Source organism: Aliidiomarina iranensis, from assembly GCF_003987135.1.
GTDB lineage: Bacteria > Pseudomonadota > Gammaproteobacteria > Enterobacterales > Alteromonadaceae > Aliidiomarina > Aliidiomarina iranensis.
The window spans coordinates 622,574-644,576 of sequence record NZ_PIPJ01000001.1 but is presented as its reverse complement, the minus strand read 5'-3'; the positions used below and the strand labels follow the sequence as shown (position 1 = coordinate 644,576).

The window sequence follows — 22,003 nt, the reverse complement described above, 5'->3', positions numbered from 1 at the left end:
GGTGGTGTAGCGATGCTCAAACTAACTAGCTTTTAAAAATTATACCCGACCCAGAGGAAAGCACTCGCCACTTAATTTCTCGGCAGGCTAAATCGGGCGATGCGGCCGCCACTGAACTCGCTTAAATCAACGGGTTCACCACGAAAATAAACCGTTACCACACTTGGCGCACCAAGGGTTAGTTCGTATGGGGTAACACCATTAAGCGGCATAACGTAACCGCCGGCCTTTACGCCATAGGCAATGGCTTCGCCGCTACCATCTTCAATCCGAATCCAACTATCACCGGCGAATACTAGCACTAGCTCACCCAACTCAGCCGGATTCGCAGTTTCAGCTAAAGCTTGTTGCACTTCTGCTTGATTCGATAATTGCGCTGCGGAAACGTCAGAGTTTGTATCGGTATTAACTGCAGCTTGGTTGTCTGCGATAGTATTGAGTTGGCTTCCTGAATTCTCTTCACCAGGCTCTTCGCTCTCTACCGCAGCAACTTGTGCTGCCGCTAAATCAGTATTCTCCGTATTTCTCTCAGCGTTATTTGCCATGCTCTCTAGCGGATTTTCTTCCGCATTAGCGGCGCGGGCGCCTTCTGTTGACAAATCATTCGTGTTGCTCTCGTTCGCACTTGAATTGGCACCACTGTCCCCATTATTTACCGGCTCATAAGTTGCTGAACTGGCTTGTCCACCATTACCTTGAGCAACATTACCTTGATCAACATTCCCCAGCTCAGCGTCCGCCGGTGTTGTGTCGGTTGAACGCGAATCCTGTTGGTCTTGCTGTCCAACTTCTTGCTGGGCATTACTAATCGCTTCGAGTGATGATTCAATGCTACCAGAGGCCGCTTGATCCCGATCTGCGGTGAACTGTTGCCAAACAAAAACGGCTACGGAGCCAACCAAAATCAGCACAACGATCCAAGTGAAAAACATTAACCGGTTATCTTGAGTTTCAATGCTGGTTTTCCGTGAAAAACTCTGCATTTGCCCTTTCGGTTTCTGATCTCCGGCAAGGTGCTCGTATGCCGAAAGAACTTCGCCTTCATCTAGCTGCAATAGTTTGGCATAGGAACGAAGATACCCTCGAATATAAGTTCCACTTACATGAGCTGTGAATACATCATCTTCGAGTTCTTGAATTTGCTGTTGCCGCAAGCGCAATCTATCTGCTACTTGCCCAACGGATAGGCCCATGGCTTCCCGCCCTGAACGCAGTAACTCGCCAGGTGTTGGGCGCTGAGAAATAAGCTCTTCTACAACTTCTGGTTGCAAATCGCTATCTGATTCATTTTTATTTGTCATGATAGATTGAGAGTCACCACGTTTATGCTATCCATAGCCATGTTCGCGAACGTTCTTAACCGACCACGTTAACTTGGATCGGTTCCCCAGATTTGTTTTTTTCTTGTCGTTTTAATAACCGTTTTGTTCGATCAACCACATCACCAACAAGCTGGCCGCAGGCTGCATCGATATCATCACCGCGTGTTTTTCTTACAATAACGGTATATCCGTGTTCCATCAACACTTTAGAGAAACGGTCGATGCGTGAATTGCTCGAGCGGCCGTAATCGGAACCTGGAAATGGGTTAAACGGAATCAAATTTATTTTACTTGGTGTGTCTTTCAGCACTTCCGCTAATTCATGTGCATGATCCGTTGAATCATTCACATGGTCGATCATTACGTATTCTACGGTAACTTTTGTTTGCGCTTTAGAGGCTTCTACATAACGCCGAGAAGCCGCTAAAAACTCTGCGATCGGGTACTTTTTGTTGATCGGCACGATTTCATCACGCAATTTGTTGTTCGGTGCATGTAACGAAATAGCCAGCGCAACATCCACTTGCTCCCGCAGTTGATCCAATGCTGGCACCACACCTGATGTACTCACGGTAACACGACGCTTAGATAAACCATAACCGAAATCCTCCAGCATGAGCTGCAATGCTGGTACTAAATTCTTCATGTTCAATAATGGTTCGCCCATTCCCATCATTACTACATTAGTAACGGGCTTTACACCAGTATCGCCATAAGACCCTAACACTTTATTTACACGCCAAACTTGACCGATAATTTCTGAAACTTTGAGGTTTCGGTTAAAGCCTTGTTGACCGGTAGAACAGAAAGTACATTCCAATGCGCAGCCCACTTGCGAAGAAACACATAAGGTGGCTCGGTCGGCTTCTGGAATCCATACGGTTTCAACTTCTTGGCCATCGCTAAGTTCCATAGCGAATTTGATCGTGCCGTCAATGGATTCATTCTGCACTTTCACTTCCGGCGCTTTTATTTCTGCAATCGCTTTTAGCTTTTCGCGCAGGGCCTTATTTAGATTTGTCATGTTATCGAAATCATCAATGCAATAGTGATAGATCCACTTCATCACCTGATCCGCACGAAATGGCTTTTCGCCCAGTTCGGCAAAGAACTTGCGCATTCCCTCTCGATTTAAATCAAGTAAGTTAACTTTCTTAGTTGTGGTTTCCATTGCATTGACCTCTCTTCATATGACTACCAACATAGTCAAAAAAGGGGCACTAAGCCCCTTTTCAATCACGTGCTTAACTTTTAGTTTAGCGAGTACGTGAACAAACTTCTTCATCAGAGAAGAAATAAGCAATTTCGCGCGCTGCTGATTCAACTGCATCTGAACCGTGTACCGCGTTTTCATCGATAGTTTCAGCAAAATCTGCACGTAATGTACCTGCAGCCGCTTCTTGTGGGTTAGTTGCGCCCATGATTTCACGGTTTTTACGAACCGCATCTTCACCTTCCAATGTCATTACAACAATTGGGCCAGATGTCATGAATTCCACTAGTGCAGCAAAAAATGGACGCTCGCTGTGTTCAGCGTAGAAGCCTTCTGCTTGCTCTTTGCTTAAATGCATCATTTTCTGACCTACAATACGTAAGCCTGAAGTTTCAAAGCGATTTACGATTGCGCCGATCACGTTTTTAGCAACCGCGTCAGGCTTGATGATGGAAAGTGTACGTTCCAAAGCCATTGTATACTCCTAGTAAAATGAAGCTCCGCAGAGCCATTCAAAGTGGTTAAAAAAGACGCGCGGATTATACGTGATTTAACGCCAGTTTCCCAATAAATTTCCGTTCATGCACGCGTTTCCTCTGATCTTGAAACGATATTTACACGTTTATGTGTCGCTTTTGTGGATTCAGCACTTGGCAGAAGATAAAATCTGATGTAGTTTAGACGTCCAGATGGTTATTTGATTCTCTTTTATCGAGGTGTGTATGGCAGGTTTATTTCAGGAAGCAACCCTTGCTGGTGGCTGCTTCTGGTGTCTGGAATCAGCTTTCAACCAACTTCAGGGCGTAGAAAAAGCCAGTTCGGGTTATGCCAATGGCCACATCGCGCATCCAAGTTATCGAGAAGTGTGTAGTGGCAGCAGTGGTCATGCCGAAGTGATTCGATTGCGCTACAACCCGGAAGAGATAAGCTTTCGCGAGATTCTTGAGGTTTTCTTTGCCTTGCATGATCCAACCCAGTTGAATCGCCAAGGCCACGATATTGGCACTCAATATCGCTCGGGTGTTTACTATCACAACGAAGAACAGCGGTTAATTGCAGAAGCGATTATTCGCGAAATAGAGGATGAACAGATTTGGCCAGGAAAAGTGGTTACCGAAGTAGAGCCCATTCAGAGTTACTACCCTGCTGAAGACTATCATGAGAATTACTTTGAACGGAATCCAGAAAATCAGTATTGCCAGGCCGTGGTTTCACCTAAATTAGCGAAGTTTCGGCAAACCTTCGCCGCCAAACTTAAGCCGGTTATCTCGGCACAGGCAAGTTAAACTAGCGGGGCTTGCCACGCAGCTCAACTATGTTAACTAGCTTTGTATGCTGGCTTTGTATGCTGGCTTTGTATGCTGGCTTTGTAAAATGATTCAATGACACAGCTAATTTACTGGGCTAAGCAACATAGCCAAGCACAATTTAACCAAGTTGGCGCAACCGCGGAACCACATCAAGCAACAGCTCTGCTGCATAATCCACCTCTTCCGCTTTAGTATTAACGCCAAAACTAAAGCGGATAGAGCTGTGTGCTAAAGCATCGCTTAACCCAAGGGCGCGTAACACATAAGAAGGCTCCAAGCTTGCCGATGTGCAAGCAGAGCCCGAGGAAACCGCGAGTTCGTGCAGCCCTAGCAACAACTTTTCGCCATCAACATCGGCAAACCCAATATTTACTATACCAGGAATGCTTTGCGAAGCCGCGCCGTTAATTTGTATGCCAGGCAAGGTTTCAAGCTTTTCTAAAAACCGTTCGCGTAATTTCTGAATATGCTGGCTATTATCGAGCATTTGCGTTTGCGCTAAATAAGCAGCCTCACCAAACCCAGCAATTTGATGGGTAGCTAAGGTACCTGAGCGCATGCCCCGCTCATGCCCGCCGCCATGCATTTGCGCAATCAGTTGCGCCCGCGGCCGGCGCCGCACGAACAGCGCACCAATGCCTTTCGGGCCATACATTTTATGAGCTGAAATCGATAGCAGATCGATATTCAAAGCGCGCACATCGACAGGCATTTTGCCCACACTTTGCGCCCCATCCACATGTAAAAGAATATTTTGTTCTTGGCACAATTCGGCAATGGCGGCAATGTTTTGAATAACACCGGTTTCGTTATTCACCTGCATCACACTAATTAGAACCGTATCTTCACGCACCGCAGTGCGCAGCGCATCCATATCTATGAGGCCACTTTCTTGTACATCTAAATAGGTAACAGTGAAACCACGGCGTTCTAGTTCAGCGCAGGTATCTAACGTTGCTTTATGCTCAGTTTTTACGGTAATCAGGTGCTTACCTTGTTCTTGATAAAACTCGGTGGCACCTTTTAACGCTAAGTTGGAAGCTTCTGTTGCGCCTGAAGTAAACACAATTTCCCGTGGGTCGGCGTTTATCAGTTCAGCAACCTGTTCCCGTGCTTCATCAACCGCTTCTTCAGCTTGCCAACCATAACGATGTGAACGAGAGGCTGGGTTGCCGAAGGCGCCATCGAACGTGAGGTATTGCATCATTTTTTCCGCAACTTGCGGTGCAACCGGCGTGGTTGCCGCATAATCAAGATAAATGGGAAACTTCATCAAGGGAATCCTGGTGCACTATTGCTAGTAAAAAATACGTGCTGGTTAAAAATGCGGTGAGTTCATCAGTGCACATAAGTTATGTGCAATGTGATTGCTGCACTATTGCTGGTGCTTTTCAACCGGAGAATTCGTATCTCTACAGTTGCATATTTAATTCAATTTTATGCTCTTGGTTCTCACCGTAGCGTTTCTTTTGCAGCTCGGACACAATTTGCACATCTTGTTGAGCCACTAGTTCTGCAAGCGTGATAGCCGATAGAAACTCATCGATACGTTCACTCAACCCAGACCACAAAGAGTGAGTGAGGCAGCGAGCACCGCCGTGGCAATCTGATTTACCTTGGCAGCGGGTAGCATCGATACTTTCATCCACCGCGTGAATTACTGAAGCCACCGATATTTCGCTGGCTTCACGGCCAAGCTGATAGCCACCGCCAGGCCCACGTACACTGCTAACAATGCCGCTGCGGCGCAAGCGCGCAAAAAGTTGCTCTAAATAAGAAAGCGAAATGCCCTGGCGCTCGGAGATATCAGCTAGGGGAACTGGCCCTTTATCTTTGTGTAACGCCACATCGAGCATAGCAGTTACGGCGTATCGGCCTTTAGATGTTAATCGCATAGGTTACCTCGGTTTACCATAGCCCAAAGCCGATGGCGGCGTTTGAACTTAACTGCGCGCATTTTTGCAACGCCCAATGAGGAAATTTATGCTGAAAACTTTACCATTCCCGACTATTCCTATCAAGTATTTAACCTAGTAAAACACTCAAGTTTAGTTTTTCGGAATTTGTTTTTCTAAAGAGGATAAAACGCCCCGCAAGATTTTCAATTCATTCTCTTCCAAACGTGTTCTGGTAAACAACCGGCGCAACTTGGTCATCACCGTGCCCGGATGCTGCGGAATAATAAAACCCGAGGCGGTTAACACACGTTCAAGATGATCATAAAAACTTTCAATTTCTTTGTGGTATGGGTAAACCTGTTCATCTTCAACGGGTTGTGTTTGCGCCGCTAAAAACGCCATGCGCATCTCGTAACTTACGGTTTGCACCGCCATGGCTAAATTCAGTGAGCTGTATTCCGGATTCGCCGGAATATGTATATGAAAGTTGCTTTGTTGCAGTTCTTCGTTTGTTAATCCGCTGGCTTCACGGCCAAATACAATAGCAACTTTTGCGCCCTGTAAACCTTCTTTGATCGCTTTTTCACCGGCTTCACGAGGCGTGAGCTGTGGCCAATCGAGGGTGCGATTGCGAGCGCTGGTGGCAAGCACTAGGGTGCAATCCGCCAAGGCTTCTTGCAATGTATCAACCGTACGCGCATGAGCTAAAACATCGGTGGCACCCGCAGCCAAGGCCTGCGCTTTACCTTGCGGAATCTCTTGCGGATCCACCAATACCAATTCCTGTAAACCCATGGTTTTCATGGCGCGAGCCGCCGATCCTATGTTTCTCTGGTCGGTGGTTCCTACTAACACAATCCGAATTTCGCTTAACATTGCGCAATTTCCATCGTTATATTCAAGCTCTATAGTACTGGGCGTTGTAGCCCTATATACCGGTTATCTGGCGCTTAAAAAAGCGCTGAGATACTAGCACAGCAGTAGTTTGATTGCATCTGGCGCGGAACATGCTTATAATGCCGGCGAAATTTTCACCCGCTCTTTGCCAGTACAGGAAATCCCCATGCATGCAATTTTAAACATTGCGGTGCGTGCTGCTCGTGCAGCCGGCCGTGTAGCTATGAAATCATTCGCTCAGCCTGACCAAGTTGAGGTAAGCTCAAAAGGCTTACATGATTACGTTTCAAACATTGATAAAGCTTGTGAAGAAGTAATTATCAATACGATTAAAAAATCGTATCCAGATCACGCTTTCTTGGCAGAAGAATCTGGTGAGCACGGTGCAAAAGGGGATTACCTGTGGGTAATCGACCCAATCGATGGCACAACGAATTACGTTCGTGGCATTCCTCATTTTTGTATTTCCATTGCCTTAACCCACAAGGGCATCACCCAACACGCGGTGGTGTATGATCCCGTTCGCGAAGAAATGTTCACAGCAAGCCGTGGCGCTGGTGCGCAATTGAATGGTTACCGAATTCGGGTTGGTGGTGGTAAAGATCTTGATGGCGCGCTTTTAGCCACCGGATTCCCATTCCGCATGAAACATTTGCTTCCTGAATACCAAGCGGTATTTAATAAGTTTTTTGAACAAACTGCCGATATCCGCCGCGCTGGTGCTGCGGCACTTGATTTGGCTTATGTGGCGGCTGGCCGTTATGATGGTTTTTTCGAAGCCGGCCTTAAATACTGGGATACAGCTGCGGGCGAGTTACTTGTTCGGGAAGCAGGTGGCGTTGTTACCGATTTTGGTGGTGGTATGAATCACAATAATTCAGGAAATGTGGTTGCTGCTGCACCGCGAATTCTGCAAACAATGGTTACGCAAATGCGCCCGTTGTTATCGGAATCTATGCGCAAGTAATGGTTCGCAAGTGATTGTTCGCAAATAATTGTTCGCAAATAATTGTTCGCAAATAATTGTTCGCAAGTAATCATGCGCAACTAATCATGCGCTAGCGCCTTCAGTGCGCAGGCTAAAATAACGAAGATCAAAAACGCCGCGTTTGTGGAGTAACCACAATGCGGCGTTTTGTTTTCTATAACGATGTTTTAAATCTATGCTTAAAAATCTAAATCATCAGTTTCTAGATCGTAACAGTAATCAATATCTGTTAATTCCTTTTCTAAACGTTGGCGTTCTTGTATCGCTTCTATTTCACGCCATTTCCGCTTTGCTGCCCGACCCTTACCCGATTTATCAGCATTACTACCTGCACTGTTAAGTTCGTCGTTCATGGGAATCCCCCTTAAAAATATTACTGTTATATTTTTGTTAAAGCGCCTTTACTTTGTACCACAAACACCCGAACTATAAAAGAATAATGTTACAATAATGTGTATTGTTGCTCTGCTTCGGTATCTGCTTTCAGCCACTCAATTGGGCTTTCGCCTTGTTGTAGTAACCAACAATTCACTGCAGCAAAATGCCCGCAATTTAAGAATCCGCGGTGAGCCGAAAGTGGCGAAGGGTGAACGGCCTTTAAAATTAATGGGGAGATATTTCGCCCTTTTACAGATTCATTTTGGCCCAGTGCGTTATTTGCGGGCAGCATTTTATGAGCTTCTGTAATCAAAGGCTCGAATTTTTGCGCATGATTACCCCAAAGCAAATAGGCACAGGTGCGCTGCTCAGCAAGATAGCGCAGTGCGTTTTCAGTGAAGGTTTGCCAACCAATTTTTGCATGAGAACCGGCCGCACTCATGCGAACCGTTAACGCGGTATTATGTAAAAACACCCCCTGCTCTGCCCACCCTTGTAAATCACCATGCTTCGGAATGCTTACCTTTGGATAGTCATGCTGAATTGCTTTGTAAATATTCTTCAATGATGGTGGTGGTTTGATTCCTTTCGGCACTGAAAAAGCCAAGCCATGGGCTTGCCCCAGTTGGTGATAAGGATCTTGACCAATAATCACCACCTTCACCTGATTCAAAGGGGTGAGCTCGAACGCTTTGAACATATCTTTTTCAGGTGGCAAGATAATTTCACCCGCTTCACGCTCTGCGGATAGGCGCGCAATCAGGTTTTGAAAGTATTCCTTTTTCTTCTCTCGTTGAAGAAACGTTTGCCAAGTCGCCATGGTTTTACCGTTTTGCTAATAAAAAACCGCCCGGAGGCGGTTTTTTTATTCTTGAGCGTATCGTTCTAACACTGCTGTGATGATATTAGAACGCTACTGAGAAGCTCGCAGATACGTGATCACGGTCTTGCATCGGATCGTAATCTGCTCCGCTGTAGTTATTGTATGCCAAGCTTACATTGTATTTACTCATGTAGCTTGCATTCATCACCAAGCCTAAGTTCAAGCGGCCTTCGATGAAGTTAGCGTTTGGCGAGTAGCCTTTAACATCATGGTTCAATACCAACGTAGGCGATAAGTTCCAACCACGATAAACGTTGTTGAAATCAAATGCGGCACGAACACGGTAACCGAATGATGTAGTGGTTACGAAGCCTTCACAGTTAATATCTGCAGCTGGATCTGGGTTACCCAGTTGGCGCTGATCACGCATTGTTAAACACTTACCGTACACTGGGCTGCGGCCGAAGCGTTGGGTATCTAAATCCGGTAAGTTATCAATGTGATTCATACCGAATTCAGCAAGTAATGTTAACCGATCCGAAATCCAGAATTGTTCGAAGAAGTTAATGAAAGTCATTTGTGCTTGGTACACTTTTAACTCTTCATAACCCGCAGCATAGTTACCCACTGGAATACCATCTGGGCGAGCTTCTTGGATGCGGCCAGAGAACGAGCTTGGAACGTTAGGCTGCAAACCTGCGGTTAGGATTTCCGTGGTATTTATTTGCACCGCTTGGTTCGGCCGATAGCTCACTTCACCAGCCCAAGACCAGCCGGCTAGAGTTGTACTGAAGCTTGCGCCAAAAATTTGGTTGTCTTCTGGCCACTCAGCAAAATACATTGGGCCATTTGAAGCCACAATATTGTTACTAAAGTTTGGCGTGTCCCAATCGTACGCAGAAATAATCGGCGCATGGTTGTGCACATTGATGTAGTACAAACCAAATTCAGTATCTAAGTCCAAAGAGTAATGGCGTAAACCCACACCCCATTGGCCACTATCACTGGCATCTTGGTCTGCCGCACGAGAAACATATAAACCGGCTTCAACCGATTCTTGGTCGCTTAAGAAACGGCCTGGTGCAACTTCGGGGTTCAAGGTTACTTTATTACAACCTGGCCCACCGAGAATATCTACGGTTGAGAAGAAAGTACCACAGCCATCTAGTTTGGTGTTATCCCACTCAAAACCAACAAAGGTATCGAGTGATGTGTTCACTCCAACACCAACCGATAGGCTTACCATTCCCACAGGTAGCAAAGCTTCACGTACTTCAGCGCCTGGGCGACGAGCTGCGTTTACATCAAGTGGGTTGATTGAGTTGATGCCGTTAAAAATTAAGGTACTTTCACCCCAACTTAAAACCTGACGGCCGATACGTAGATCGAATGGAGTTGAGCCCACATCAAACTGGGTATAGTAAAAGGCATCAAGAACGTTGAAGCCTTTTCCTTTTGAGTAATCATCAAAAGCATCGCCATCGAGGCGAGCATTCGGTGTATAATTAGTACCATTATGGCCGTGAGCAACGCCTTCACGTTCGATCACTCCATCGTACCAATAGTTGAAGCGAGTGAAGAAACCACCGTATTCGCCGGCATTAATATCAAGGTCATGAATGCCTTTGAATACTAATGATGTCATGTCGCCTTTATCAAAGTTTAAGTTACCATCATCGGCAACACCTGATTGGCCTTGTCCACCTTCAAAGTTACCCGGATGCAATACACGCGCATCACGAGAACCGGTACGCACAACTGCACCGAGTGAGAATGTGGAATCAAATTTAACGGCGAACGGCCCCAAATCAAAATCTGCGGCTTGTACTGGTACGGCTGCAATTGCAACGGCTATTGCAGAGGCTAATGGAAGTTTTTTAAACATAGTTATTCTTCTTTTCATTGTTGTTGCCACCTATCCTGCGTACCCCGAATCGGGAGTCCCTGGCTAATGACTTTGGAAAAATCATGTATGATTACTCGCATTTAAGCAAGTGTTTCCTATCATTTTTCCAACTTTTTTATAATAAATCTTTAACAAGCAGGTTAGCAGAACTTTAACCTGCTTGTCACGCAGTTACTACAGAGCACTTTCAAGTTCTGGTAGGGCATCAAATAAATCCGCCACCAAACCATAATCAGCCACTTGGAATATCGGCGCTTCTTCATCTTTATTAATGGCTACAATGATTTTTGAATCCTTCATGCCAGCCAGATGTTGAATCGCACCACTGATGCCCACTGCGATGTAGAGATCAGGTGCAACGATCTTCCCTGTTTGCCCTACTTGCATATCGTTTGGTACGAACCCAGCATCCACTGCGGCCCGAGAAGCACCAATTGCAGCACCTAATTTATCCGCTACTTTTTCTAACAATACAAAGTTTTCACCGTTTTGCATACCACGGCCACCGGAGATAACCACGCTCGCCGCCGATAAATCAGGGCGTTCTGAAGCAGCTACTTGCTCACCAACGAAGCTTGCTTTATCCGAAGCAAATACATCGTCTAAGGTTTCAATCTCCGCAGAACCACCTTCAGCAGATGCCGCATCAAAAGCGGTAGCGCGAACGGTAATTACTTTTATATCTTCTGCACACTGCACTGTGGCAATTGCATTACCAGCATAAATTGGCCGGCGGAACGTATCGGCCGATTCAACCGCAATGATGTCAGACACTTGAGCAACATCAAGCAACACAGCTACACGCGGCATAAAGTTTTTGCCCGTTGTAGTAGCAGGCGCAACGATGTGGCTGTAGTTTTTGCCAATACTAACAACTAGCGCACTCAAGTTTTCGGCTAACTGATGGCCATAAGCGGCATTATCCGCATGGAGAACTTTGGCAACACCAGCCACTTTTGCAGCTTCCGCGGCTACATCTGCAGAGCCCTCACCGGCTACCAAAACATGAATGTCATCGCCCATGGCTTGCGCTGCTGTAAGCGTTTTCAGCGTAGCTGGATTCAGGGCTTTATTATCGTGTTCCGCAACAACTAAGATGCTCATAATACTTTCGCCTCGTTTTTCAATTTCTCAACTAATTCTGCGATATCGGCAACTTTCACTCCGGCGCTGCGTTCAGCGGGCGCTTCTACTTTTAACACCGAGATTTTGCTATCCAAGCTAACACCTAGATCTTCTGGTGTTTTCACATCTAACGGTTTGCGTTTTGCTTTCATGATATTCGGCAACGATGCATAGCGCGGCTCGTTCAAGCGTAAATCAGTAGTAACAATTGCAGGTAATGTAAGTTCTACGGTTTGCAAACCGCCATCTACTTCTCGGGTTACTTGCACTTTATCACCATCTACCACAACTTCAGAGGCGAAGGTGCCTTGCGGCATATCTGCCAAGGCAGCTAACATTTGCCCAGTTTGGTTGTTATCAGAATCAATCGATTGCTTGCCAAGAATTACGAGTTGTGGCGCTTCTTCGGATACAATTTTGTTGAGGATTTTAGCAACTGCTAAAGAATCAGGCATTTTCTCGGATTCTACATGAATCCCGCGATCTGCCCCTAGAGCTAGCGCTGTGCGAATCTGCTCTTGGCAGGCTTTTGGCCCAATCGAAACAACTACTACTTCTTCCGCAACGCCCTTTTCTTTCAAGCGCACGGCTTCTTCAACCGCGATTTCGCAGAATGGATTCAACGCCATTTTCACGTTGTTCAAATCAACATCTGATTGATCAGCTTTTACACGTACTTTGACGTTGTAGTCAATCACGCGCTTCACCGCGACCAAGATTTTCATAACATCTTCCTTCTGATAATTTCTGTATCGAAACCGATTTCAGGCTGCATTATGTAAAAGCAACCTGCATGAAACAAGTGTTCTGGTTATAATGACCAAAATTTATAAGTGTTGAGGTGTCAACTGAAGCTGGCACCCTGTTCAAATTCGCACTGCAAACGGTATAACCGAACTAGCTTATTCTACTTACCAACAGTAAAGAGGGCCAATACCCTCACAACGCCGGCTGAATATATGCATTCAAATACGCACAATACAATCAAAGATGGCTCAACGCCTAACCTAGGCGCGCCGAGTGCTACCGAAATTCTCAATAGCCTGCAGCACATGCCGGGTTGGGAGCAGCGGTATCGATATGTGCTGGAGCTGGCAAAAACAGTAACACCGGATGCTGTTGAACATAATCAAAGCCATGCGGTGCGCGGCTGCGAGGCGCCCGTGTGGCTGCGTATAGAAACAACCGCCGAAAATACACTACGTTATTATACCGATAGTAGTTCACGTTTGATTCGTGGCTTACTCGTGATTCTCTTTGCTCCGGTGCAGAACCAATCGCCGGAACATATGGTAGCATTTTCTTTTGAAGATTGGTTGCGTTCCTGTGGTTTACAGCAACAACTTACCCCTTCTCGCAGCAATGGTTTGTTTCATATTTGCCAACATGCAAAAACTAGTGCCGAAGCCTTACTTTGAACCGCCCATATTTTTATCGAGGTGTTGCCTGTTACTCATTCTCTGGTAACTGTAAGCGTTGCATTTATGCGCTTATTTTATAGGGGCCGGCACTTGGAAATTAAGAACTGGGTGTTGTTTTTGGTAATAGTTTTTCCAGTAGCCGGGCCGCAGCGAACATACCAAAGCTGGCTGTTACCATCATGCTTGCGCCGAAACCCGTGCTGCAATCGATTCGCACATTAGTTTCACCCGGTTTTGCGTAAGAAACACAGCCTTGGGCATCTGGGTAACGCAATTGCTCAGTGGAATACACACAATCAATGCCAAATTTTCGTTTCGGATTGCGGCTAAACCCATAATCTCGGCGTAGTTGGTTACGCACCTTGGCCATGAGTGGGTCTTGGATTACCTTTGCTACATCGGTTAGCGCAATTTTTGTTGGATCGATTTGCCCACCCGCGCCGCCGGTTGTAACCACCGGAAGTTTTTGCCGCTTACACCACGCCAAAAGTGCTACTTTCGCTTGCAAACTATCGATCGCATCTAGCACTCCATCAGGAGCAGGCGTTAAACATGCAGCAAGGTTATCTTGATTAATGAAATCATCGACCACGTGCACTTTAAGAGCTGGGTTAATGGCAAGCAGCCGCTGGGCTAACACCTCGGTTTTCAGCTGCCCCACCGTATCGCTCAGCGCATGTGATTGACGATTCACGTTACTCAAACACACTTCATCTAAATCAATTAACGTGATTTCACCAATACCGGTTCGTACTAGTGCCTCGGCGGCCCATGAACCTACGCCACCAAGGCCAATAACAGTAATATGCAGTTTTGCTATTTGCGCGGCTTGGTTCACGCCATACAAGCGCTCAATACCGCTAAACCGGCGCTGCCATTCAGTTATTGCACTCATTCAAATTCCTGTTAAATCGCCACTGGCGCTTTAATGTGCGGGTGCGGATCATAGCCACTGAGTTCAAAATCAGCAAAGTTGAACGCAAAAATATCCCTCACATTCGGGTTTAGCGTCATTTTTGGTAGTGGCCGCGGCTCACGGCTCAGTTGCAATTTCGCTTGCTCCATGTGATTCGAATACAAATGAGCATCACCCAATGTGTGAATAAAATCACCTGGTTCTAAATCACATACTTGGGCGATCATCAGCGTGAACAAAGCATAGCTGGCAATATTAAACGGCACACCCAAGAAGATATCAGCGCTGCGCTGGTAAAGTTGGCAACTGAGTTTGCCATCGGCCACATAAAACTGGAACAAGGTGTGGCAGGGGGGCAGCGCCTGCAAACCTGCTGCCGCATTTTCCTTTGGTGATTTTTGTGTATCTGGCAATAGCGCTGGGTTCCACGCGCTCACCAAAAGGCGGCGTGAATCTGGGTTGTGCTTAATTTCGTTAATTAGTGCACTGATTTGATCTATAGTTTTGCCTTCAGCAGCTGGCCAACTGCGCCACATGGCGCCATACACAGGGCCAAGCTCACCAGTTTCAGTAGCCCATTCATCCCAAATGCTTACGCCATTTTCTTTTAAATAGGCGATATTCGTTTCACCTTTTAAAAACCACAGTAGCTCATGAATAATCGAACGCAGATGGCACTTTTTTGTGGTTACCAGCGGAAATCCGGCACTCAAATCGAACCGCATTTGATAACCGAAAACACTTTTGGTACCGGTGCCGGTGCGATCTTCTTTTACGGTTCCATGTTCCATTACATGGCGCATTAAATCTAAATATTCGCGCATATCGGCAGCCTCATTATCTTGCTCTTCTCAACATCATGGCGCTATTAAAACCCATGCTTCAGTGTATTTTAATTATTTTATTTTTTCTTCTTGCTTCGGCTCGGTTTTTTACCAGATTTGCCTGCAGGGCTGCTTTCTTTTGGCTTTTCCGGCAACGGCTGCATGCCACCAAATTTGCCTTGGTAAGCCAATATCATCAACCCAGCACCCACAATTATCATCGGCAAAGATAACCACTGCCCCATGCTCATAATACCCAAAATACCCAAATGAGCATCCGGCTCGCGGAAAAACTCCGTGGTCATACGGGCGCTTCCGTAGCCCAACAAAAACAAGCCTGATATCGCACCCACTGGCCGCGGCTTCCGGCTGAATGCCCAGAGCAACAAGAATAGCAACAGCCCCTCAGTAGCGGCTTGATAAAGCTGCGAAGGGTGGCGCGGCACTAAGCCTGAAGCTGGGTTAGGAAAAACCATTGCCCAAGGCACATCGGTTACTCGGCCCCAAAGCTCGCCATTAATAAAATTACCAATACGGCCTGCACCAAGCCCAACCGGTACCAGTGGCGCCACAAAATCACCTACCTGTAAAAACCCTCGGTTATGTTTGATAGCAAACAGGAATAGTGCGATTAATACGCCAAGTAAGCCACCGTGAAACGACATTCCGCCTTGGCTGAATTGGAAGAAAACAAGCGGGTTACTGAAAAAGCTCGCCGATTGATAAAACAAAAAGTAACCTAAGCGGCCACCGAGTATCAGCGCTAAAAAGCCCCAGAAGAGCAAATCCTGCCACTCCTCTGGTTCCCAGCCAGGTATTTTTGCGGCCCGTTTGCTGCCCCACCAATAGGCAAACACTGCGCCCACCAAATACATGATGCCATACCAGTGAACGCTGAGAGGGCCAATGGAAATAGCCACGGGGTCCCAATTGGGGAATTGCAGAAAATCAGAATTCATGAATCGTCCTAAAATTTAAAAGCAAACACACTAGCCGAAAAATTATACGCGCTGCAACCGAGCCAACATTGGCTTCCCAAACATTGCCTTTTCAAACATTGGCTTTCCATAAGTTTACGCAGCAAAACATGCCCTAACTACCAAAAAATAAGTGTACCGATACTGTGATGAGTAAAATAGCAAAGCCTCGCTGTAAATAACGCACTGGCAACCGATGTGCTATTGCCGCACCCACTCGGGCAAAAATCATTGAGGTGGCCGCAATCGCCAACCAAGCGGGAATATACACGTAACCGATTAATCCTGATATGGCCGCCATACCAATAGGTGGCCCGGCAAACATATAGGTAAACATGCCAAAACCAGAGAGCAATACGCTACACACCGCAGCAACTGCAACCGCATTGCGCATGGCCACTTGGTAAAAATGTAATAAGGGCACCACAAGAGCGCCACCACCAATACCCACCAACGCGGAAATAACACCTATGGCACCCGAGAAAGATTGCACACCAAGCGTACTTACGGTGCGATCTTCCGAGCGTGGCCGATGCTTCCAAATCATGTGCACTGCTAAGAATAAAAGCATTACGGCAAAAATTCGTTGTAATAATTCCGGTGGCAGCCGAGTGCCCAAATAGGCACCGAGCAAGCCGCCGAAAATCAGCGTGGGTGAAATTAACCGAACCCAATGCCACAACACATAGCCCCGCTTAGCATGAGCGCGAGCACTCGAAAGAGTTGTAAGCATTATGGTGGCCAGGCTAGTGCCAATTGCGGTAGGCACTACAATCTCGGCAGGTAACCCCATAATTGGCAACAAATAAATGAGCAGTGGCACGATCAATATACCACCACCAATTCCCAACATACCGGAAAGCAAGCCAGCGGCAATGCCGCCCGCTAAGCAAATAAGTAAACTGAATAGCACTATTTACCTGCCCGAACAAAACCACCGAGGCCGAGCGCTTCAAGCTTCAACCGAACAATTCGGCGCACTTGATCGGGGTGCGTACACTGCATCACCTTGCTCAATAGTGTTTGCATGATTTCGCTATCCAAATGACGAAGAATCCAACGTGTTTTATCCAGATTATGGGTACTCATTGATAAACTACGATACCCCATGGCCACTAACAACAGAGCACCACCCGGGTCACCGGCCATTTCCCCGCAAATGCTCACCGGTTTGTTTAACTCCCGGCAGCGCTTCACAATAAATTGTAGCGCATGTAGAAGCGCCGGGTGGAACGAATCGTACAGGCCGGCTACGCGAGAATTGTTGCGGTCAACCGCCAGCAAATATTGAGTTAAATCGTTGGTGCCCACTGAGAAGAAATCTACTTTTTTCGCAACAGCTTCAAGTTGATAAAGCAGCGCAGGCACTTCAATCATCACACCGATTTTCGGCCGGTTTACAACCGCACCAGGCTGATTCTGTAACAGCTCGTTCCGAACCTCAAAATAAGCTTGATTTATTAACCGTATGGATTCATCTACCTCATCTAAAGTAGTAATCATCGGCAGCAATATTTGCAGGTTATCGAGGCCTATGTTTGCCCGCAGCATGGCTCGCACTTGCACAAGAAAGATCTCTGGATGATCCAGTGTCATGCGGATACCGCGCCAGCCCAAAAACGGATTCTCCTCATGAATAGGAAAATAGGGTAAGGGCTTATCGCCACCCACATCGAGTGTACGCATTACAACAGGCAGCGAACCGGTACTTTCGAGTACTGGCCGATATAAATCATATTGCTCTTTCTCGGTAGGAAAACGCTCGCGCATCATAAAGGGTATTTCCGTTCGGTATAACCCTATGCCCTCGTAATGCCCAAGGCGCTGCTGATCATGCTCAACGTTCATGCCCGCGTTGATTTGCAAAGAAACTGAAATACCATCTAAGGTGCACGCCTCATCTTCGCGATGATCCGCCACCATTTCTGCTAACTCAAATTCTTCATCGCGAAGAATTTCATATTCTTGCATTAATTGTTGCGGTGGATTCACAAAGATCTCACCGCTGTAACCATCCACAATTAAATGCTGATCAGCTAAATAGCCAAGCGGCACTTGGTTCACACCAAATACCGCGGGGATACCCATACTTCGGGCCATAATCGCCGCATGGGAGTTAGCTGAACCTTGCAGAGAAACTAGGCCTTGTAACTTATCTCTCGGTACTCCAGCGAGCATGCTTGCCGTGACTTCCTCGGCAATTAAAATGCACGCATCAGGGAAATTTGGCTTACCGCCATTTTTATCCTGCAAAAACGATAAAATACGCTGGCCAAGATCACGCACATCCACAGCACGCTCACGCAGGTATGAATCATCAAGATCTTCAAATTTAGCTACAAAATCTTCAACGGCCATTTTTACCGAGGTTTGTGCCATCCAGCCTTCTTTGATCTTGCTCTCAACCGCATCGCCTAAGCTCGAGGCATCGAGCAAACTTTGGTATACATCGAAAATGGCGAGCGTATCTTCGGCCACATACTCCGCCACTTGCTCAGCAAGCGCACGAAGCTCCATACGCGTTTGTAATACCGCTTTGCGGAATTTATGAATTTCGCGCCAGGGAAATTCGGTGCGCCTCGGCACCACTGAACCAAGGGTAGCCGCGGGTTTGCCAATGAAGGCTTCACCAATAGCAACACCGGGAGCGCCCGGCAAACCGGTTAAATTTCTCAACCAAGGGGAATAGTGACCACTCACTAACCCGCGAGCTTCAGCGTGCGCAATTACAGTTGCAAGCTGTGCCGCCAAGGTAACCACAAAGGCCTCTTCTTCGGCCGAGAAAGCACGGGCTTTTCGTTGTTGCGCTGCCAGCACACCTAGCACTTTACGCTGATGAATAATGGGCGCAACAAGCATTGCTCGGTAAGCTTCTTCACCTACCGATTCCACAAGTTTGAAATTCGGGTGTTCGCTCGCATTGGCAATGTTCAGTGGCTCTTCTCGTTGCGCCGCCAAACTAATTAAGCCTTCGCCGAAGTTTAGGGTAACCCGATCGTTCGCATCTAAATTAAGGCCCTCTGTAGCCATTAAAATGAACTGCTGGGCATCATGATCGGCAAGGTACACACTGCACACATCGCTACCCAAGGCCGACCTTGCTTTTTGCACAATTAAAGCAAGCGCCGAATCCAGATCCGGTGCTTGATTAACTGCTTCAACTATTCGCTGTAATACGGTTAGCATGGGTTATCGCTTACGTTTAAATCGTTTAGGGCGCGCCTTGTGGCGAAAGGGCATCACCACTGCAGCAAATTCTTTCATCACACGCCGATACACATCCCTCTTAAAAGCAACAACTTGGCGCACCGGGTACCAATATGAAACCCAGCGCCAGCCATCGAATTCTGGGTGGCCTGATTGCAACACGTCCACTTCCGCTTCTGCACAGGTTAGTTTCAACAAAAACCATTTTTGTTTCTGACCTATACAAACCGGCTTGGAACCTTTTCGCACGAGGCGTTTTGGGAGCCGATAGCGATACCAAGTTCTACTGGTATACACGAGCTCGACTTGCTCAGGTTTTAAACCTACTTCTTCATACAATTCACGGAACATTGCTTGTTCAGGTGTTTCACCATCATCGATACCACCTTGAGGAAATTGCCAGCTTTGCTGGCCAAAGCGCCGTGCCCAAAATACTTGCCCCTGCTCGTTACATATCACTATGCCGACATTCGATCTATATCCCTCGGCATCAATCACGCGAGCATCCTCTTAATAAAGCTTTTCTTGATTCTTCCACAAACCCTCGCTTGCGGCAAATATCTTAGGCTTTTACTATAGCTTTTAAACAACGAGCATTTGCTTCGAAGGGGAAAAAGTAATTTGGTTCAGATAAATAAACAAAGCGCTGCAACCTTAGCCAGCGCCCCACCCGCTACTGAAAAAGAATTACTTGCTCGCGCTGAGCAACTGATTGGTTGTAGTTTTCAACAATTGGCGGATATTGCCGGGGTTGCCGTGCCCAGCAGCATGCGCCATGCCAAGGGCTGGGCTGGGCAACTTCTGGAGCTTTTTCTCGGCGCTAGCGCAGGCTCTCGTGCCGAGCAAGATTTTCCCGAGATCGGTGTAGAGCTAAAAACAATTCCGGTGAATTTACAGGCCATGCCACTGGAAACAACCTACGTGTGTATTGCGCCGCTTACCGGTTTAACCGGTGTAAGCTGGGAGCAGAGTAATGTGCGTAACAAACTGAGTAAGGTTCTTTGGATTCCAATCGATGGCCGCCGCGAAGTACCCATTGGTGAGCGCAGTGTAGGTTTACCCTTATTGTGGCAGCCCTCGCCTACGCAAGAACAGATGTTAAAACAGGATTGGGAAGAAATTACCGAAGCGATTGTTCTCGGGCAAGTAGAAAGCATTACCGCTCGTACTGGAATGGCATTACAATTACGGCCAAAAGCAGCCAATAGTAAAGCACTTACTAGCGCAATTGGCCCGCATGGTGAATTAATTCAAACTTTGCCCCGCGGATATTACTTAAAAAAACAATTTACTCAGCAAATTCTCGCTGAGGGGCTAGGCTTAGAGCTACCACAAAGCCAAAAATAAACACATAGGTGGCGGAAACCTTGGTTTAGCAGTGGTTGTCTTAACGAATTTATGTGAATGCGAATTCACTCACTTTTTGGGATAAAAAGAACCGTGATAAACGATGCACAATTAAAAGTTACCGGTTGGCGCGAATGGTTGGCTTTGCCTGATTTAGGTATTGAGGCCATTAAAGCTAAAGTTGATACAGGCGCTAAAACCTCTTGTTTGCACGCCTTTCACATTGAACCATTTGCTAAAAATGGTGAAGATTGGCTGCGTATTTGGGTGCACCCTATTCAAGATGATAGCACTGAGCATGTATGTGAAGCGCCTATTCTTGAGCAACGGGCGGTAACCGATTCAGGTGGCCACACTGAAGTTCGCTATGTTATTCGTACTCGAGTGCAAGTTGGGTTCGGCAATGAAGCCGAAGAATTTTCAGCAGAATTCACCCTGACAAATCGTGATACAATGAAATTCAGAATGCTACTTGGCCGCCAAGCTCTGAATGGCCGCTACTTAGTAAATCCAGAAGCCTCCTACCTACAAGGAAAACCGGCATGAGAATCGCTATTATATCGCGGAACAAAAACTTGTACTCAACACGGCGTTTAATTGAGGCAGGTGAAGCTAAAGGCCATGAGATGCATGTGCTCGACCCGCTCCGCTGCTATATGAATATCAATGCCAAAGAGCCCGAGATTCATATGCGCGGTAAAGAGTTACCCCAATTTGATGCCGTGATTCCGCGAATTGGTGCCTCAATTACTTTTTACGGCGCTGCCGTGCTGCGCCAATTCGAAATGATGGGCACTTACCCGTTAAATGAATCTGTTGCCATTAGCCGGAGCCGCGATAAATTGCGGTCCTTGCAACTATTATCACGCAAGGGGATTGGCTTGCCAGTAACGGGTTTTGCCAGTAAACCGAACGATATTCCGGATCTTATCGATATGGTTGGCGGCGCACCATTGGTTATCAAGTTGCTCGAAGGCACGCAAGGTATTGGTGTGGTGTTAGCCGAAACGCGGAAGGCCGCGGAAAGCGTAATCGAAGCGTTTATGGGGCTAAATGCTCACTTTATGGTGCAGGAATACATTAAAGAGGCCGGTGGCGCCGACCTTCGCTGCTTTGTAATTGGCGATAAAGTGATTGCAGCAATGAAGCGGCAAGCGAAACCGGGCGAGTTTCGCTCTAACCTGCATCGCGGTGGTAGTGCTACCTTGGTAAAACTTAGCCCAGCGGAACGGGCAACCGCAGTTAAAGCCGCAAAAACTATGGGCTTGAACGTGGCAGGTGTGGATCTCTTGCGTTCAAATCATGGCCCTTTAGTTATGGAAGTGAACTCATCGCCGGGGCTTGAAGGCATTGAAATGGCAACGGATAAAGATGTGGCCGCACAAATTATTAGTTTTATCGAAAAAACAGCAAAAGCACACAAAACTCGAACTAAAGGTCACGGTTAAACC

At 46.8% G+C, this 22,003-nt stretch carries 22 protein-coding genes and 1 pseudogene; 6 read left to right on the top strand and 17 right to left on the bottom strand.

What is annotated here, in order from left to right; translation table 11 throughout:
• Positions 1-71: 71 nt before the first annotated feature.
• The 3 genes from CWE08_RS02925 to ndk all read right to left on the bottom strand — a co-directional run bounded on the left by CWE08_RS02925 (position 72) and on the right by ndk (position 3,010).
• On the bottom strand, positions 72-1,301 hold the full coding sequence (locus CWE08_RS02925; RefSeq protein ID WP_126765416.1) for a RodZ domain-containing protein: 1,230 nt from the start codon (positions 1,299-1,301) through the stop codon (positions 72-74).
• Positions 1,302-1,356: 55 nt separating this feature from the next.
• Entirely contained in the window at positions 1,357-2,493 is a 1,137-nt protein-coding gene (rlmN, locus tag CWE08_RS02920) for a dual-specificity RNA methyltransferase RlmN (protein ID WP_126765414.1), read from the bottom strand.
• An 85-nt stretch (positions 2,494-2,578) separates the two neighbouring features.
• Positions 2,579-3,010, bottom strand: a complete 432-nt coding sequence (gene ndk / locus CWE08_RS02915) for a nucleoside-diphosphate kinase (protein WP_126765412.1) — start codon at positions 3,008-3,010, stop codon at positions 2,579-2,581.
• Between the two features lie 247 nt (positions 3,011-3,257).
• On the opposite strand from ndk, the gene msrA reads away from it, so the two are divergent.
• A complete protein-coding gene (msrA, locus tag CWE08_RS02910) occupies positions 3,258-3,821 on the top strand; it encodes a peptide-methionine (S)-S-oxide reductase MsrA (protein ID WP_126765410.1) in 564 nt (187 codons plus the stop codon).
• 148 nt (positions 3,822-3,969) lie between these two features.
• On the opposite strand, the pseudogene CWE08_RS02905 reads toward msrA, so the two are convergent.
• The 3 genes and pseudogenes from CWE08_RS02905 to trmJ form a co-directional block, all read right to left on the bottom strand.
• A pseudogene (locus CWE08_RS02905) lies at positions 3,970-5,118 on the bottom strand (IscS subfamily cysteine desulfurase); the annotation flags it as partial.
• Between the two features lie 139 nt (positions 5,119-5,257).
• Positions 5,258-5,740 (bottom strand): Fe-S cluster assembly transcriptional regulator IscR, encoded by a 483-nt coding sequence (gene iscR / locus CWE08_RS02900; RefSeq protein WP_126765406.1) that lies wholly within the window; start codon positions 5,738-5,740, stop codon positions 5,258-5,260.
• 153 nt (positions 5,741-5,893) lie between these two features.
• Positions 5,894-6,619, bottom strand: a complete 726-nt coding sequence (trmJ, locus tag CWE08_RS02895; RefSeq protein ID WP_126765404.1) for a tRNA (cytosine(32)/uridine(32)-2'-O)-methyltransferase TrmJ — start codon at positions 6,617-6,619, stop codon at positions 5,894-5,896.
• Between the two features lie 187 nt (positions 6,620-6,806).
• On the opposite strand from trmJ, the gene suhB reads away from it, so the two are divergent.
• Positions 6,807-7,607 carry an inositol-1-monophosphatase gene (gene suhB, locus CWE08_RS02890; RefSeq protein WP_126765403.1) on the top strand — a complete coding sequence of 267 codons (801 nt, stop codon included), beginning with the start codon at positions 6,807-6,809 and terminating at the stop codon, positions 7,605-7,607.
• 200 nt (positions 7,608-7,807) lie between these two features.
• On the opposite strand, the gene CWE08_RS02885 is transcribed toward suhB, so the two are convergent.
• The 5 genes from CWE08_RS02885 to CWE08_RS02865 all read right to left on the bottom strand — a co-directional run bounded on the left by CWE08_RS02885 (position 7,808) and on the right by CWE08_RS02865 (position 12,585).
• Positions 7,808-7,981, bottom strand: coding sequence for a DUF3545 family protein (locus tag CWE08_RS02885; protein WP_126765401.1), 174 nt, complete (start codon positions 7,979-7,981; stop codon positions 7,808-7,810).
• A gap of 89 nt (positions 7,982-8,070) precedes the next feature.
• Positions 8,071-8,826: a uracil-DNA glycosylase gene (ung, locus tag CWE08_RS02880; protein ID WP_126765399.1), complete on the bottom strand. Its 756-nt coding sequence runs from the start codon at positions 8,824-8,826 to the stop codon at positions 8,071-8,073.
• Between the two features lie 85 nt (positions 8,827-8,911).
• The gene (locus tag CWE08_RS02875; protein WP_126765397.1) at positions 8,912-10,714 is read right to left on the bottom strand and encodes a DUF1302 domain-containing protein; all 1,803 of its coding nucleotides are present in this window, start codon (positions 10,712-10,714) and stop codon (positions 8,912-8,914) included.
• Between the two features lie 195 nt (positions 10,715-10,909).
• On the bottom strand, positions 10,910-11,839 hold the full coding sequence (locus tag CWE08_RS02870) for an electron transfer flavoprotein subunit alpha/FixB family protein (protein WP_126765395.1): 930 nt from the start codon (positions 11,837-11,839) through the stop codon (positions 10,910-10,912).
• Entirely contained in the window at positions 11,836-12,585 is a 750-nt protein-coding gene (locus CWE08_RS02865; RefSeq protein ID WP_126765393.1) for an electron transfer flavoprotein subunit beta/FixA family protein, read from the bottom strand. The genes CWE08_RS02870 and CWE08_RS02865 overlap by 4 nt, the downstream gene beginning before the upstream one ends.
• A gap of 234 nt (positions 12,586-12,819) precedes the next feature.
• Here CWE08_RS02865 and CWE08_RS02860 point away from each other — a divergent pair, with 234 nt between their 5' ends.
• Complete coding sequence (locus CWE08_RS02860; RefSeq protein WP_126765392.1) at positions 12,820-13,278, top strand: SufE family protein; 459 nt, start codon at positions 12,820-12,822, stop codon at positions 13,276-13,278.
• 100 nt (positions 13,279-13,378) lie between these two features.
• Here CWE08_RS02860 and tcdA read toward each other — a convergent pair whose 3' ends face one another.
• The 6 genes from tcdA to rppH form a co-directional block, all read right to left on the bottom strand.
• Entirely contained in the window at positions 13,379-14,176 is a 798-nt protein-coding gene (gene tcdA / locus CWE08_RS02855; RefSeq protein ID WP_126765390.1) for a tRNA cyclic N6-threonylcarbamoyladenosine(37) synthase TcdA, read from the bottom strand.
• 11 nt (positions 14,177-14,187) lie between these two features.
• Entirely contained in the window at positions 14,188-15,021 is an 834-nt protein-coding gene (locus CWE08_RS02850; RefSeq protein ID WP_126765388.1) for a thymidylate synthase, read from the bottom strand.
• 77 nt (positions 15,022-15,098) lie between these two features.
• Positions 15,099-15,980: a prolipoprotein diacylglyceryl transferase gene (gene lgt, locus CWE08_RS02845; RefSeq protein ID WP_126765386.1), complete on the bottom strand. Its 882-nt coding sequence runs from the start codon at positions 15,978-15,980 to the stop codon at positions 15,099-15,101.
• A 133-nt stretch (positions 15,981-16,113) separates the two neighbouring features.
• Entirely contained in the window at positions 16,114-16,911 is a 798-nt protein-coding gene (locus CWE08_RS02840) for a sulfite exporter TauE/SafE family protein (RefSeq protein ID WP_126765384.1), read from the bottom strand.
• Positions 16,911-19,184 carry a phosphoenolpyruvate--protein phosphotransferase gene (gene ptsP / locus CWE08_RS02835; RefSeq protein WP_126765382.1) on the bottom strand — a complete coding sequence of 758 codons (2,274 nt, stop codon included), beginning with the start codon at positions 19,182-19,184 and terminating at the stop codon, positions 16,911-16,913. Before ptsP ends, CWE08_RS02840 begins: the two co-directional genes overlap by 1 nt.
• 3 nt (positions 19,185-19,187) lie before the next feature.
• Positions 19,188-19,703, bottom strand: coding sequence for an RNA pyrophosphohydrolase (gene rppH / locus CWE08_RS02830; RefSeq protein WP_126765380.1), 516 nt, complete (start codon positions 19,701-19,703; stop codon positions 19,188-19,190).
• Positions 19,704-19,826: 123 nt separating this feature from the next.
• Here rppH and mutH point away from each other — a divergent pair, with 123 nt between their 5' ends.
• The 3 genes from mutH (at position 19,827) to rimK (ending at position 22,000) form a co-directional block, all read left to right on the top strand.
• Positions 19,827-20,552: a DNA mismatch repair endonuclease MutH gene (gene mutH / locus CWE08_RS02825; RefSeq protein WP_420837066.1), complete on the top strand. Its 726-nt coding sequence runs from the start codon at positions 19,827-19,829 to the stop codon at positions 20,550-20,552.
• 93 nt (positions 20,553-20,645) lie between these two features.
• On the top strand, positions 20,646-21,098 hold the full coding sequence (locus CWE08_RS02820) for an ATP-dependent zinc protease family protein (protein WP_241973811.1): 453 nt from the start codon (positions 20,646-20,648) through the stop codon (positions 21,096-21,098).
• Positions 21,095-22,000: a 30S ribosomal protein S6--L-glutamate ligase gene (gene rimK, locus CWE08_RS02815; RefSeq protein ID WP_126765377.1), complete on the top strand. Its 906-nt coding sequence runs from the start codon at positions 21,095-21,097 to the stop codon at positions 21,998-22,000. Before CWE08_RS02820 ends, rimK begins: the two co-directional genes overlap by 4 nt.
• The last annotated feature ends 3 nt before the right edge of the window (positions 22,001-22,003 follow it).

Coding starts and splice junctions, on each gene's coding strand:
- CWE08_RS02925 (WP_126765416.1), bottom strand. CDS start 1,301: ATGACAAATAAAAATGAATCAGATAGCGATTTGCAACCAGAAGTTGTA.
- msrA (WP_126765410.1), top strand. CDS start 3,258: ATGGCAGGTTTATTTCAGGAAGCAACCCTTGCTGGTGGCTGCTTCTGG.
- CWE08_RS02850 (WP_126765388.1), bottom strand. CDS start 15,021: ATGCGCGAATATTTAGATTTAATGCGCCATGTAATGGAACATGGAACC.
- CWE08_RS02870 (WP_126765395.1), bottom strand. CDS start 11,839: ATGAGCATCTTAGTTGTTGCGGAACACGATAATAAAGCCCTGAATCCA.
- CWE08_RS02885 (WP_126765401.1), bottom strand. CDS start 7,981: ATGAACGACGAACTTAACAGTGCAGGTAGTAATGCTGATAAATCGGGT.
- trmJ (WP_126765404.1), bottom strand. CDS start 6,619: ATGTTAAGCGAAATTCGGATTGTGTTAGTAGGAACCACCGACCAGAGA.
- iscR (WP_126765406.1), bottom strand. CDS start 5,740: ATGCGATTAACATCTAAAGGCCGATACGCCGTAACTGCTATGCTCGAT.
- CWE08_RS02875 (WP_126765397.1), bottom strand. CDS start 10,714: ATGTTTAAAAAACTTCCATTAGCCTCTGCAATAGCCGTTGCAATTGCA.
- CWE08_RS02860 (WP_126765392.1), top strand. CDS start 12,820: ATGCATTCAAATACGCACAATACAATCAAAGATGGCTCAACGCCTAAC.
- ndk (WP_126765412.1), bottom strand. CDS start 3,010: ATGGCTTTGGAACGTACACTTTCCATCATCAAGCCTGACGCGGTTGCT.
- rimK (WP_126765377.1), top strand. CDS start 21,095: ATGAGAATCGCTATTATATCGCGGAACAAAAACTTGTACTCAACACGG.
- lgt (WP_126765386.1), bottom strand. CDS start 15,980: ATGAATTCTGATTTTCTGCAATTCCCCAATTGGGACCCCGTGGCTATT.
- tcdA (WP_126765390.1), bottom strand. CDS start 14,176: ATGAGTGCAATAACTGAATGGCAGCGCCGGTTTAGCGGTATTGAGCGC.
- ung (WP_126765399.1), bottom strand. CDS start 8,826: ATGGCGACTTGGCAAACGTTTCTTCAACGAGAGAAGAAAAAGGAATAC.
- suhB (WP_126765403.1), top strand. CDS start 6,807: ATGCATGCAATTTTAAACATTGCGGTGCGTGCTGCTCGTGCAGCCGGC.
- rlmN (WP_126765414.1), bottom strand. CDS start 2,493: ATGGAAACCACAACTAAGAAAGTTAACTTACTTGATTTAAATCGAGAG.
- ptsP (WP_126765382.1), bottom strand. CDS start 19,184: ATGCTAACCGTATTACAGCGAATAGTTGAAGCAGTTAATCAAGCACCG.
- CWE08_RS02865 (WP_126765393.1), bottom strand. CDS start 12,585: ATGAAAATCTTGGTCGCGGTGAAGCGCGTGATTGACTACAACGTCAAA.